The following is a 13,221-nucleotide window of genomic DNA, read 5'->3' on the forward strand; positions in this document are numbered from 1 at the left end:
CACCCTGCCCTGCACCGGTAGAGTCGACTGTCAGTCGACTCTCGATAGCGGTCGACTGACAGTCGACTCTACCCGCCCGGGTGGTCCGGCCCTGAGGCCGGACCCGTGTTTCAGTCTTCCGAGGCCTGTTCAGCTTCGGCTTCAACCACCGGTGCCTCGACCGCGGCCGGGGTGCCGGCAAGGGTCTGCATTTCCGACTCGGTGAGGCCGGAAGCGCCGCGACGGCGATTGCTGTGGTACGCCAGGCCGGTACCGGCCGGAATCAGGCGACCCACGATGACGTTTTCCTTCAGGCCACGCAGGTTGTCCGAGGTGCCGCGGACGGCCGCTTCGGTCAGCACGCGGGTGGTTTCCTGGAACGACGCGGCCGAGATGAACGATTCGGTCGCCAGCGAGGCCTTGGTGATACCCAGCAGGACCGGATCGAAGTGCGCCGGCAGCTCATTGCGGGCTGCAAGGCGGGCATTCTCCTCGATAACGCGCTGGCGCTCCACCTGTTCGCCGTTCAGGAACTTGCTGCTGCCCTGGTCGGTGATCTCGACCTTGCGCAGCATCTGGCGGGTGATCACCTCGATGTGCTTGTCGTTGATCTTCACGCCCTGCAGGCGGTACACGTCCTGGATTTCCTTCACCAGGTAGGCGGCCAGCGGTTCGACACCCAGCAGGCGCAGGATGTCCTGCGGGCTCGGCTCGCCGTCCACGATGGTTTCACCCTTGGTGACATGCTCGCCTTCGAACACGATGACCTGGCGGTACTTCGGGATCAGCTCTTCGTGCTCCGAACCATCGGTGTCCTTGATGATCAGGCGCTGCTTGCCCTTGGTGTCCTTGCCGAAGCTGATGATGCCCGAACGCTCGGCCAGCACCGCCGGATCCTTCGGCTTGCGCGCTTCGAACAGATCGGCCACGCGCGGCAGACCACCGGTGATGTCGCGGGTCTTCGACGCTTCCTGCGGGATCTTGGCGACCACGTCACCCACGCCGACGGCAGCGCCGTCCTGCAGGTTGACGATCGAGCGCGGCGGCAGCAGGTACTGCGCCGGCAGGTCGGTGCCCGGAATCGACAGGTCGTTGCCCTTGGCGTCGACGATGCGCACGATCGGGCGCAGGTCCTTGGCCTGGGTACCACGACGCTTCGGATCGGTGATTTCGCGCGACGCCAGGCCGGTCAGCTCGTCGGTCTTCTCGATGACGGTGATGCCGTCGACGAAGTCGATGAAGCGGATGAAGCCGGCCACTTCCGACACGATCGGGTGGTTATGCGGATCCCAGTTGGCCACGGTCTGGCCAGCCTTGATCGCATCACCGTCCTTGGACGTGATGGTCGCACCGTACGGCAGCTTGTAACGCTCACGCTCACGGCCGTGGGCATCGAGCACCGAGATTTCGCCCGAGCGCGACACTGCCACCAGCGAGCCGTTGGCATGCTCGACCGACTTGAGGTTGCTGAACTTGACCGAGCCGGTGGTCTTGACGGTGATGTTGTCGACCGCAGCAGCTCGCGACGCCGCACCACCGATGTGGAACGTACGCATGGTCAGCTGGGTACCCGGCTCACCGATGGACTGGGCGGCGATGACGCCGACTGCTTCACCGATGTTGACCAGGTGGCCACGGGCCAGGTCGCGGCCGTAGCAGCGCGAGCAGACGCCGAAGGCCGATTCGCAGGAGATGGTCGAGCGGACCTTGATGGTCTGCACGCCGGCATCTTCCAGCTTGGCCACCCAGGCTTCGTCCAGCAGGGTGTTGCGGGTGACGATCGGATCTTCGTCGTTGCCCGGCAGGAACACGTCCTCGGCAACCACGCGACCCAGCACGCGGTCCTTCAGCGGCTCGACCACGTCGCCGCCTTCCACGATCGGGGTCATGATCAGGCCTTCGGTGGTACCGCAATCCACCTCGGTGATCACCACGTCCTGTGCCACGTCGACCAGACGACGGGTCAGGTAACCCGAGTTCGCGGTCTTCAGCGCGGTATCGGCCAGACCCTTACGGGCACCGTGGGTGGAGTTGAAGTACTCCTGCACGTTCAGGCCTTCGCGGAAGTTCGCCTTGATGGGCGTCTCGATGATCGAGCCGTCCGGGCGGGCCATCAGGCCACGCATGCCGGCCAGCTGACGGATCTGCGCCTGCGAACCACGCGCACCGGAGTCGGCCATGATGTACAGCGAGTTCATCGACTTCTGGTCGATGGTCTCACCCTTGGCATTGACCACCTTCTCGGTACCGATGGTGTCCATCATCGCCTTGGCGATGCGCTCATTGGTGCGCGACCAGATGTCGACCACCTTGTTGTAGCGCTCGCCGGCGGTGACCAGGCCCGACTGGTACTGCTCCTGGATTTCCAGCACTTCGGCTTCGGCCTCGGTGAGGATGCCCTTCTTCTCGTCCGGGATCAGCATGTCGTCGATGCCGATCGAGACACCGGCGCGGGTCGCGTACGCGAAGCCGGTGTACATCAGCTTGTCGGCGAACACGACCGTGTCCTTCAGGCCCAGCTGGCGGTAGCTGGAGTTGATCAGGCGGCTGATGTTCTTCTTGGTCAGCTCGGTGTTGGCCAGCGCGAACGGCAGGCCTTCCGGCAGGATTTCAGCCAGCAGGGCGCGACCGATCGTGGTGTCCACGATCGAGGTCTTGTTCTGCTTGTTGCCGTCTTCGTCGGTCACCACTTCGGTGATGCGGACCTTGACGCGCGCGTGCAGTTCCACCACGCGGTTGTCGTAGGCACGCTTCACTTCGGCGATGTTGGCAAAGGCCATGCCCTCGCCCTTCTTGTTTTCCAGCGAGCGGGTCATGTAGTACAGACCCAGCACGACGTCCTGCGACGGCACGATGATCGGCTCGCCGTTGGCCGGCGACAGGATGTTGTTGGTCGACATCATCAGCGCACGCGCTTCCAGCTGGGCTTCCAGCGAGAGCGGCACGTGGACGGCCATCTGGTCACCGTCGAAGTCGGCGTTGAACGCGGTGCAGACCAGCGGGTGCAGCTGGATGGCCTTGCCTTCGATCAGCACCGGCTCGAACGCCTGGATGCCCAGACGGTGCAGGGTCGGCGCACGGTTCAGCATCACCGGGTGCTCGCGGATGACCTCTTCCAGGATGTCCCAGACTTCGGCTTCTTCGCGCTCGACCAGCTTCTTGGCGGCCTTGATGGTGGTGGCCAGGCCACGACGCTGCAGCTTGGCGAAGACGAACGGCTTGAACAGCTCGAGCGCCATCTTCTTCGGCAGGCCGCACTGGTGCAGGCGCAGGTACGGGCCGACCACGATGACCGAACGGCCCGAGTAGTCGACGCGCTTGCCGAGCAGGTTCTGGCGGAAGCGACCCTGCTTGCCCTTGATCATGTCGGCCAGCGACTTCAGCGGGCGCTTGTTGGTGCCGGTGATGGCACGGCCACGACGGCCGTTGTCCAGCAGCGCATCGACCGACTCCTGCAGCATGCGCTTTTCATTGCGCACGATGATGTCCGGCGCGCTCAGTTCGAGCAGGCGGCGCAGGCGGTTGTTGCGGTTGATGACGCGGCGGTACAGGTCGTTCAGGTCGGAGGTCGCGAAGCGGCCGCCATCCAGCGGGACCAGCGGACGCAGGTCCGGCGGCAGCACCGGCAGCACGGTCATGACCATCCATTCCGGACGGTTGCCCGATTCCAGGAAGGCTTCGATCAGCTTGATGCGCTTGGTGAGGCGCTTGAGCTTGGTTTCCGAACCGGTAGCGGCGATTTCCTCGCGCAGGCGGGTCATTTCCGACTGCAGGTCGATCGTGCGCAGCAGTTCGTACACGGCCTCGGCGCCCATCGCGGCGTCGAAGTCGTCACCGTGCTCCTGGCGGGCCTGCAGGTACTGTTCCTCGGTCAGCAGCTGGCGGCGCTCCAGGGCAGTCAGGCCCGGCTCGGTCACCACGTAGGCTTCGAAGTACAGCACGCGCTCGATGTCGCGCAGGGTCATGTCCAGCATCAGGCCGATGCGCGACGGCAGCGACTTGAGGAACCAGATGTGCGCGACCGGCGAGGCCAGGTCGATGTGGCCCATGCGCTCGCGGCGCACCTTGGCCAGGGTCACTTCGGTACCGCACTTTTCGCAGACCACGCCGCGGTGCTTCATGCGCTTGTACTTGCCGCACAGGCACTCGTAGTCCTTCACCGGGCCGAAGATGGCGGCGCAGAACAGGCCGTCGCGTTCCGGCTTGAAGGTGCGGTAGTTGATGGTTTCCGGCTTCTTCACTTCGCCGAAGGACCACGAACGGATCAGGTCCGGCGAAGCCAGCGCGATCTTGATCGCGTCGAAGTCCAGCGTCTGGCGCTGCTGGTTGAAGAGGTTGAGCAGGTCTTTCATGGTGTTCTCCAGAAGGAGGAATGCTGTGTCGATGGGCTTTCAGTTCACTGCCAGCGGCGCGGCGGCGTTGACCGCCGCGCCGGCATGGATCAGTTGTCTTCCAGTTCCATGTTGATGGCCAGCGAGCGGATTTCCTTCACGAGCACGTTGAAGGATTCCGGCATGCCCGCGACCATCTCGTGCTCACCGTCGACGATGTTCTTGTACATCTGGTTGCGGCCCTGCACGTCATCGGACTTCACCGTCAGCATTTCCTGCAGGGTGTAGGCCGCGCCGTAGGCTTCCAGCGCCCAGACTTCCATTTCACCGAAGCGCTGGCCGCCGAACTGCGCCTTGCCGCCCAGCGGCTGCTGGGTGACGAGCGAGTACGGACCGGTCGAACGGGCGTGCATCTTGTCGTCGACCAGGTGGTTCAGCTTCAGGTAGTGCATGTAACCCACGGTGGTGTGGCGATCGAACGCTTCACCGGTGCGGCCGTCGTACAGCTGGGTCTGGCCACTGCTCGGCAGGTCGGCCAGTTCCAGCATGCGCTTGATTTCCGCTTCGGTGGCACCGTCGAACACCGGGGTGGCCATCGGCACGCCGTCGGTGAGGTTACGGGCCAGGCGCAGCAGCTCCTCGTCGCTGAACTGCGACAGGTCGACACGGTTGGCCACGTTGGTGTCGTCGTGGTTGTAGATGTCGTCCAGGAACTTGCGCAGGTCGGCAACCGCCGCCTGGGCTTCCATCATCGCCTGGATCTTGCGGCCCAGGCCCTTGGCCGCCCAGCCCAGGTGCACTTCCAGGATCTGGCCGATGTTCATACGCGACGGCACGCCCAGCGGGTTCAGCACGATGTCCACGGTTTCGCCCGAGGCCATGTACGGCATGTCCTCGACCGGCACCACGTTGGAGACCACACCCTTGTTGCCGTGGCGGCCTGCCATCTTGTCGCCCGGCTGGATGCGGCGCTTCACGGCCAGGAACACCTTGACCATCTTCAGCACGCCCGGGGCGAGGTCGTCACCGGCGGTGATCTTGCCGCGCTTGTCGGCGAAGCGACGCTCGAATTCCTTCTCGTGCGCCTGGATCTGCTTCTGCGCGCGCTCGATGGCTTCCGAAGCGTCCTCGTCCTTCATGCGCAGGGCGAACCAGTCAGCCTTCTTCAGGCCGTCCAGGAAGGCGTCGGTGATCACGTCACCCTTCTTCAGGCCAGCGCCACCGTTGACCACCTTGCCCACGATCTGCGAACGCAGACGCATGTAGATGGCGGCTTCCAGGATGCGGAACTGGTCGTCGAAGTCCTTCTTGACGCGCTTGATTTCAGACTCTTCGATCTGGCGGGCGCGCTTGTCCTTCTCGATGCCGTCGCGGGTGAAGACCTGCACGTCGATGACGGTGCCGTCCATGCCCGGCGGAACGCGCAGCGAGCTGTCCTTAACGTCCGAAGCCTTCTCGCCGAAGATCGCGCGCAGCAGCTTCTCTTCCGGGGTCAGCTGGCTTTCGCCCTTCGGGGTGACCTTGCCGACCATGATGTCGCCGGCGCGGACTTCCGCACCGATGTACACCACGCCGCTCTCGTCCAGGCGGTTCAGCGCCTGCTCGGAGACGTTCGGGATGTCGGCGGAGATTTCCTCCGGCCCCAGCTTGGTGTCACGCGCGACGCAGGTCAGCTCTTCGATGTGGATCGTGGTGTAACGATCCTCTTCCACCACGCGCTCGGAGAGCAGGATGGAGTCTTCGAAGTTGTAGCCGTTCCACGGCATGAACGCGATCAGCATGTTCTGGCCCAGGGCCAGTTCGCCGATGTCGGTGGACGGACCGTCGGCCAGCACGTCGCCGCGGGCGATGACGTCACCCACCTGGACCAGCGGACGCTGGTTGATGCAGGTGTTCTGGTTCGAACGGGTGTACTTGACCAGGTTGTAGATGTCCACGCCTGCATCGGTAGCGCCAACGATCTCTTCCTCGTTGACCTTGACCACGATGCGGGCCGCGTCGATCTGCACGATCTCGCCACCACGGCGGGCGTTCACGGTCACACCGGAGTCACGCGCCACGGCGCGCTCGATGCCGGTACCGACCAGCGGCTTCTGCGCACGCAGGGTCGGCACCGCCTGACGCTGCATGTTGGCGCCCATCAGTGCGCGGTTCGCGTCATCGTGCTCCAGGAACGGAACCAGCGCGGCCGCGATCGACACGGTCTGCATCGGCGAGACGTCCATGAAGTGGACTTCCGCCGGCGGCTTCAGCAGCGATTCGCCCTGGAAGCGGCACGGAACGAACTGCTCGGTCAGGGTGCCCTTGGCGTCGGTCAGCGCGTTGGCCTGCGCAATGACGTACTCGTTTTCTTCGATCGCCGACAGGAACTCGACTTCGTCATAGACCTTGCCGTCCACGACCTTGCGGTACGGAGTCTCGAGGAAACCGTACTGGTTGGTGCGGGCGTACACGGCCAGCGAGTTGATCAGGCCGATGTTCGGGCCTTCCGGGGTTTCGATGGTGCAGACGCGGCCGTAATGGGTCGGGTGCACGTCGCGCACTTCGAAGCCGGCGCGCTCACGGGTCAGGCCGCCCGGGCCCAGGGCCGAAACGCGACGCTTGTGGGTCACTTCCGACAGCGGGTTGTTCTGGTCCATGAACTGCGACAGCTGCGAGGAGCCGAAGAACTCCTTGATGGCAGCGGCAACCGGCTTGGCGTTGATCAGCTCCTGCGGGGTCAGGCCTTCGGACTCGGCCATCGACAGGCGCTCCTTGACCGCGCGCTCGACGCGGACCAGGCCGACGCGGAACACGTTTTCGGCCATTTCGCCGACCGAACGCACGCGACGGTTGCCCAGGTGGTCGATATCGTCGACCACGCCGCGACCGTTGCGGATCTCGGTCAGGACCTTGATCACGTCCAGGATGTCGGAGCTGTCGCCGTGGGTGGCGACCAGGCGCTTGGACTCTTCGTCGTTGCGCTCACCGAAGTACTTGCTGTCGTACAGCACGGCTTCGCCGGTGGTTTCCTTGCGGCCCACGCGACGGTTGAACTTCATGCGGCCGACCGCGGACAGGTCGTAGCGCTCGAAGGTGAAGAACAGGTTGTGGAACAGGTTCTGCGCAGCGTCCTTGGTCGGCGGCTCGCCCGGACGCATCATGCGGTAGATCTCGACCAGGGCTTCCAGCTGGGTCTTGGTCGGGTCGATGCGCAGGGTGTTGGACAGGTACGGGCCACGATCCAGATCGTTCACCCACAGGGTGCCCACGGCATCCACACCGGCCTTGCGGAAGGCCTGCAGCTGCTCGTCGGTGATCTCGTCATTGGCCTGGGCCAGCAGTTCGCCGGTCGAGGCGTCAACCACGTCGTGCGACAGGATGCGGCCGACGATGTAGTCGTCCGGCACGGCCAGGGCGGCGATGCCCGAGGCTTCCAGCTGCTTGATGTGGCGCGCGGTGATGCGCTTGCCGGCTTCCACGATGACCTTGTCGCCGTCGGCGAGGTCGAAGCCCAGGGTTTCGCCACGCAGGCGCTCCGGCACCAGCTCCAGCTGGACGCCTTCATCCGGGTTGATGTGGAAGGTGTTGATCTCGAAGAACTCGGCCAGCATCTCTTCGTTGCTGTAGCCGAGCGCGCGCAGCAGGATCGACACCGGCAGCTTGCGGCGACGGTCGATACGGGTGAACAGCGCGTCCTTCGGGTCGAACTCGAAGTCCAGCCAGGAGCCGCGGTAAGGAATGATGCGGGCGCTGTACAGCAGCTTGCCCGAGCTGTGGGTCTTGCCACGGTCGTGGTCGAAGAACACGCCCGGCGAGCGGTGCAGCTGCGAGACGATGACGCGCTCGGTGCCGTTGACGATGAAGGTGCCGTTCTCGGTCATCAGCGGGATTTCGCCCAGATAGACCTCCTGCTCCTTCACGTACTTGATGGCCTTGGTCGACGACTCACGGTCGTAGATCACCAGGCGCACGGTCACGCGCAGCGGGGCGCCGTAGCTCATGCCACGCTGGCGGCACTCGCGCTCGTCGAAGACCGGTTCGCCCAGCTTGTAGCCGACGTATTCCAGGGCAGCGTTGCCGCTGTAGCTGGCGATCGGGAAGACCGACTTCAGCGCAGCGTGCAGGCCGTGGTCCGTGCGCTTGGCCGGATCGACGTTTTCCTGCAGGAATTCACGATAGGAATCCACCTGGATGGCGAGCAGGAACGGCACTTCGAGAATCGAGCGCTGCTTGCCGAAATCCTTGCGGATACGCTTTTTTTCGGTGAACGAATAGGACGTCATGAGGTCTTCCACCTTGTTGTGCGGATCGTGCGCCCACGATCCGAAGGGAACTTGAAATTGTCAGTTGGAAGTCGCTGGTATTGCCGGCACCAGCACGCCTTCTCCCGCTACTTCCAACTGCCAACTCGTCTGCTACCACGCCCCTGCTGCCGCGCAATGCGCTGGCCGGCGGGGTTTGACTGCAGCCCGTGTTGGGCTTTTTGCTGCATTTGAAACGGTAGAGTCGACTGTTAGTCGACTTCCTTCACAGCAGTCGACCAACAGTCGACTCTACCGACACCGCAACAACGACCAAAGGCCGGGGGCTTACGCCCCCAGCCTTGGCTGCATCGCCGTGAATCGGTGACGATGCAAGGTAACTGCTTACTTGACTTCGACAGTCGCGCCAGCAGCTTCCAGGTCCTTCTTCATCTTCTCGGCGTCTTCCTTCGAAGCGCCTTCCTTCAGGACGCCACCGGCTTCGGCCAGGTCCTTCGCTTCCTTCAGGCCCAGGCCGGTGATGGCGCGGACGGCCTTGATGACTTCGACCTTCTTGTCGCCGGCCGACTTCAGGGTGACGGTGAACTCGGTCTGCTCTTCAGCGGCAACGGCCGGGCCGGCGTTGACAGCCACGGCAACCGGAGCAGCGGCGGAGACGCCGAACTTCTCTTCGATGGCCTTGACCAGCTCCATCACTTCCATCAGGGACTTCTCGGCGATGGCGTCGACGATCTGTTCGTTGGTAAGGGACATGATTAATACCTTTGGATGATTTTCTGGGTTGAGGTTCCGTCAGGAACCACGGTAAGTCGAAACTCAGGCGGTCTCGGCGGCCGGTTCGGCAGCGTCGGCGGCGACGTCGCCACCACCCTGCTTCTCGCCAACGGCCTTGATGGCGCGGGCAAACATCGTGACCGGCTCGGTCAGGACGCGGGCCAGCATGGCCAGGGCCTGGTCGCGGGTCGGCAGCGAGGCCAGCACGTCGACGTGGCTTGCCGGGAACACTTCGCCACCGATGGCGACGACCTTAGCCTTCAGCTTGTCGTTGCCCTTGGCGGCTTCCTTGATCAGGCGACCGGCAGCGCCGGGCTCCTCGAGCGAGAACGCGTACAGCAGCGGACCAACCATCTGGTCCTGGGCGACTGCGAACTCGGTGCCTTCAACGGCGCGCGAAGCCAGGGTGTTCTTGACAACCTTCAAGAAAACACCGGTTTCACGAGCCTGCTTGCGCATCGCGGTCATCTGGGCGACCGTGGTGCCAGCGTATTCGGCTGCGATCAAGGAGTGGGCCTTGGCGGCGACGTCTGCCAGCTCGGCGACTACTTCTTGCTTCTGGGACAGATTGAGAGCCATTGCACTCCTCCTATTGAACTCCGCTTACGGCTCCTGCCGTGTGCGGTCCTGTGCGGCATCCGTCCTGGATGCCGGGAACATCGGGATGATGTTCCGGGGGTGGGCCGTTCCAGACCTGGAGGCAATCAGGGAAATCCCAGACGTGCGTGAACCAGAAAAACTCCAGAAGGGCACCATCTACGCAGGGTGATTCCGGGGAATCGATTAAGCGCTCATGACTGCTCCGGCGGCGACTCCTTGCCAGATCGAGCTTCCGTGCCCGTCGCCGGTATTGCCACGACCGCGCCTGCGGTCTTTGACGGCTACCGCGGGCGATGCACTGCCAACGATGCCTTCAAATGTCACGGTCACGGCACCGAAGGTACCGTGACCGCTTGAAACAATTACTTCAGGGTCAGCGACGACTGGTCGACGGTGACGCCCGGGCCCATCGTCGAGCTGACCGAAACCTTCTGCAGGTAGGTGCCCTTCGAGGTGGCCGGCTTGGCCTTGATCAGGTCCAGCAGCAGCGCGGTCAGGTTCGACTTCAGCGCGTCTTCGGCGAAGTCGGCCTTGCCGATGGTGCAGTGGATGATGCCGGCCTTGTCGGTGCGGTAACGGACCTGACCCGACTTGGCGTTCTTCACGGCTTCACCCGGGTTCGGGGAAACGGTGCCGACCTTCGGGTTCGGCATCAGGCCGCGCGGACCCAGCACGGTGCCCAGCTTACCGACGACGCGCATGGCGTCCGGGGTCGCGATGACGACGTCGTAGTTCAGATCGCCGGCCTGCATCTTCTCGGCCAGATCATCCATACCGACGGCTTCGGCGCCAGCGGCCAGGGCTTCATCAGCCTTGGCACCGGCCGGAGCGAACACGGCGACGCGGACCGACTTGCCGGTACCGGCCGGCAGCACGGTGGAGCCACGAACCTGCTGGTCGGACTTCTTCGCATCGACGCCCAGGCGCACAGCGACGTCGATCGACTCGACGAACTTGGCCTTGGTGGCGCTCTTCAGGATGTTGATCGCGTCCTCGAAGGCGTATGCCTTGCCCGGAACGACGGCGGCCTTGATGGCCTTCTCACGCTTGGTCTGTGCCATCTTATTAACCCTCCACCACGAGGCCCATGGAACGGGCAGAGCCAGCGATGGTACGCACGGCGGCGTCCAGATCGGCGGCAGTCAGATCCGGTTCCTTCGCCTTGGCGATCTCTTCCAGCTGCTTACGGGTGACCTTGCCGACCTTCTCGGTGTTCGGGCGCTTGGAGCCCGACGAGATGCCAGCGGCCTTCTTCAGCAGGGTGGTGGCCGGGGTGCTCTTGGTGATGAAGGTGAACGTACGGTCCGAGTAGGCCGTGATGATCACCGGAACCGGCAGACCCGGCTCGAGCTTCTGCGTGGCAGCGTTGAACGCCTTGCAGAATTCCATGATGTTCAGACCGCGCTGACCCAGCGCAGGACCGACCGGCGGCGAGGGGTTGGCCTGACCGGCCTTCACCTGCAGCTTGATGTAACCGACAACTTTCTTTGCCATGTGAGTACTCTCCGGGTGCTAGCGCCTTTCGACAACAGGCTCCCCATCGGACCGGGAATCACGCGTCCCGGCATCGCGTTTTGAAATCATGCTGAAGGCCACCTTCCGGCGGCCTCGTCCTGCTGGCTTCCCAGCGGGGAGCCGCGCACTATATCAGGTTTTTTCTTCACATGCCTGAAGCGGCACATAAACGGACGAAACCGGGCAAGGCCCGGTTCCTGGTTCCGTAGAGTCGAGCTTTGCTCGGCCGATCAGCAAAGTCGAGCAAGCTCGACTCTACAGCTGGATCAGACGGCCTTTTCGACCTGGCCGAACTCGAGCTCGACCGGAGTGGCACGACCGAAGATCAGCACCGAGACGCGCAGACGGCTCTTCTCGTAGTTGACCTCTTCGACGACGCCATTGAAATCGTTGAACGGGCCGTCGGTGACGCGGACCATCTGGCCCGGCTCGAACAGCACCTTCGGGCGCGGCTTCTCGACACCTTCCTGAACGCGGTTCAGGATGGCTTCGGCCTCGGAATCGGCAATCGGCAGCGGACGGTCGGCGGTGCCGCCGATGAAGCCCATCACGCGCGGGGTTTCCTTGACCAGGTGCCAGCTTTCGTTGTCGATGCGCGGGATACCGGCTTCTTCGTGGGTCTCGATCTGGACCAGCACGTAACCCGGGAAGAACTTGCGCTCGGAGCGGCGCTTCTGGCCAGCGCGCATCTCGACCACTTCTTCGGTCGGGACCAGGACATCGCCGAAGCGCTCTTCCATGCCGTCACGGACGATGCGATCGCGCAGAGCCTGCGCCACCGACTTCTCGAAGCCCGAATAGGCGTGAACGACGTACCAACGCTTCATGCAATTCTCCTTAGCGGCTCAGGAACAACTGAACCAGCCACTGAATGACGTAATCGAACCCACCCAGCAACAGACTGAGAATGGTCACCACCACCATCACGACCCAGGTCATGCGGATGGCTTCCTGGCGCGTCGGCCAGACCACCTTGCGCAGTTCGAAGCGCGACTCGGAGAGGAATTCGCGGGTGTCGCGCCCCTTGCCGGTCAGCATGAACACGCCGATACCGCCAACCAGACCGACCACGACCGCCAACGCACGCAGCTGACCCGCCCACGCACCCAGCTGGGTGGCGCGACCGGAGTCGGCGGAGAACCAGAACCAGACGAACAGACCGGCCAGCACCAGCAGCGATGCGGCGACGTACTTGACGATATCCCCGCCGTTGGCGGAGTTGTCCTTGGAATGTTCGATCTTGCTATTCATCCGGCTGTGTCTGCTTTAGCGGCCCAGGCCGCTGGATAAGGTGGGCAGATGGCACGCCAGGAGGGACTCGAACCCCCAACCTGCGGTTTTGGAGACCGCTGCTCTGCCAATTGAGCTACTGGCGTACTTGTTGAAACTTGCCTTCCCTTAGACGGCGAAGGCGGACCGAGGTTCCCGGCCCGCCATTCGCGTAACCGGCGGCGCTATGCAACCACCGGTACTGCAGGCTTACTCGATGATCTTCGAGACCACGCCGGCGCCGACGGTACGGCCGCCTTCGCGGATGGCGAAGCGCAGGCCTTCGTCCATTGCCACCGGGTTGATCAGGGTGACGACCATCTTGACGTTGTCACCCGGCATCACCATTTCGACGCCTTCCGGCAGAGCAGCTGCGCCGGTGATGTCGGTGGTGCGGAAGTAGAACTGCGGACGGTAGCCGTTGAAGAACGGGGTGTGGCGGCCGCCCTCGTCCTTCGACAGGACGTAGACTTCGCCTTCGAACTTGGTGTGCGGCTTGATCGAACCCG

8 protein-coding genes, 1 tRNA gene and 1 pseudogene are annotated in these 13,221 nt (G+C 63.7%); all 10 read right to left on the reverse strand.

The window, feature by feature from the left end:
- Positions 1 to 110: 110 nt before the first annotated feature.
- Complete coding sequence (gene rpoC / locus JLDANKMP_RS05160; protein ID WP_005412340.1) at positions 111 to 4,331, reverse strand: DNA-directed RNA polymerase subunit beta'; 4,221 nt, start codon at positions 4,329 to 4,331, stop codon at positions 111 to 113.
- An 89-nt stretch (positions 4,332 to 4,420) separates the two neighbouring features.
- Positions 4,421 to 8,575 (reverse strand): DNA-directed RNA polymerase subunit beta, encoded by a 4,155-nt coding sequence (rpoB, locus tag JLDANKMP_RS05165; RefSeq protein WP_212560649.1) that lies wholly within the window; start codon positions 8,573 to 8,575, stop codon positions 4,421 to 4,423.
- A gap of 363 nt (positions 8,576 to 8,938) precedes the next feature.
- Positions 8,939 to 9,307 (reverse strand): 50S ribosomal protein L7/L12, encoded by a 369-nt coding sequence (gene rplL / locus JLDANKMP_RS05170; RefSeq protein WP_049403868.1) that lies wholly within the window; start codon positions 9,305 to 9,307, stop codon positions 8,939 to 8,941.
- Positions 9,308 to 9,370: 63 nt separating this feature from the next.
- Positions 9,371 to 9,907, reverse strand: a complete 537-nt coding sequence (rplJ, locus tag JLDANKMP_RS05175) for a 50S ribosomal protein L10 (protein ID WP_005408203.1) — start codon at positions 9,905 to 9,907, stop codon at positions 9,371 to 9,373.
- A 383-nt stretch (positions 9,908 to 10,290) separates the two neighbouring features.
- On the reverse strand, positions 10,291 to 10,989 hold the full coding sequence (gene rplA / locus JLDANKMP_RS05180) for a 50S ribosomal protein L1 (protein WP_004154350.1): 699 nt from the start codon (positions 10,987 to 10,989) through the stop codon (positions 10,291 to 10,293).
- A 4-nt stretch (positions 10,990 to 10,993) separates the two neighbouring features.
- Positions 10,994 to 11,422, reverse strand: a complete 429-nt coding sequence (gene rplK, locus JLDANKMP_RS05185) for a 50S ribosomal protein L11 (RefSeq protein WP_004145248.1) — start codon at positions 11,420 to 11,422, stop codon at positions 10,994 to 10,996.
- Between the two features lie 287 nt (positions 11,423 to 11,709).
- Positions 11,710 to 12,270, reverse strand: coding sequence for a transcription termination/antitermination protein NusG (nusG, locus tag JLDANKMP_RS05190; protein WP_004154362.1), 561 nt, complete (start codon positions 12,268 to 12,270; stop codon positions 11,710 to 11,712).
- Between the two features lie 10 nt (positions 12,271 to 12,280).
- Positions 12,281 to 12,694, reverse strand: a complete 414-nt coding sequence (secE, locus tag JLDANKMP_RS05195; RefSeq protein WP_005408202.1) for a preprotein translocase subunit SecE — start codon at positions 12,692 to 12,694, stop codon at positions 12,281 to 12,283.
- A 49-nt stretch (positions 12,695 to 12,743) separates the two neighbouring features.
- A tRNA-Trp gene (locus tag JLDANKMP_RS05200) sits at positions 12,744 to 12,819 on the reverse strand.
- Positions 12,820 to 12,922: 103 nt separating this feature from the next.
- Positions 12,923 to 13,221, reverse strand: a pseudogene (locus tag JLDANKMP_RS05205) (elongation factor Tu); the annotation flags it as partial.

The sequence above is a fragment of the Stenotrophomonas sp. PE591 genome (assembly GCF_018320795.1).
Taxonomy (GTDB): Bacteria; Pseudomonadota; Gammaproteobacteria; order Xanthomonadales; family Xanthomonadaceae; genus Stenotrophomonas; species Stenotrophomonas maltophilia.

What these genes read in the sequence shown, in the direction of transcription:
- rpoC (WP_005412340.1), bottom strand. Translation starts at nt 4,331, where the DNA reads ATGAAAGACCTGCTCAACCTCTTCAACCAGCAGCGCCAGACGCTGGAC.
- rpoB (WP_212560649.1), bottom strand. Translation starts at nt 8,575, where the DNA reads ATGACGTCCTATTCGTTCACCGAAAAAAAGCGTATCCGCAAGGATTTC.
- rplL (WP_049403868.1), bottom strand. Translation starts at nt 9,307, where the DNA reads ATGTCCCTTACCAACGAACAGATCGTCGACGCCATCGCCGAGAAGTCC.
- rplJ (WP_005408203.1), bottom strand. Translation starts at nt 9,907, where the DNA reads ATGGCTCTCAATCTGTCCCAGAAGCAAGAAGTAGTCGCCGAGCTGGCA.
- rplA (WP_004154350.1), bottom strand. Translation starts at nt 10,989, where the DNA reads ATGGCACAGACCAAGCGTGAGAAGGCCATCAAGGCCGCCGTCGTTCCG.
- rplK (WP_004145248.1), bottom strand. Translation starts at nt 11,422, where the DNA reads ATGGCAAAGAAAGTTGTCGGTTACATCAAGCTGCAGGTGAAGGCCGGT.
- nusG (WP_004154362.1), bottom strand. Translation starts at nt 12,270, where the DNA reads ATGAAGCGTTGGTACGTCGTTCACGCCTATTCGGGCTTCGAGAAGTCG.
- secE (WP_005408202.1), bottom strand. Translation starts at nt 12,694, where the DNA reads ATGAATAGCAAGATCGAACATTCCAAGGACAACTCCGCCAACGGCGGG.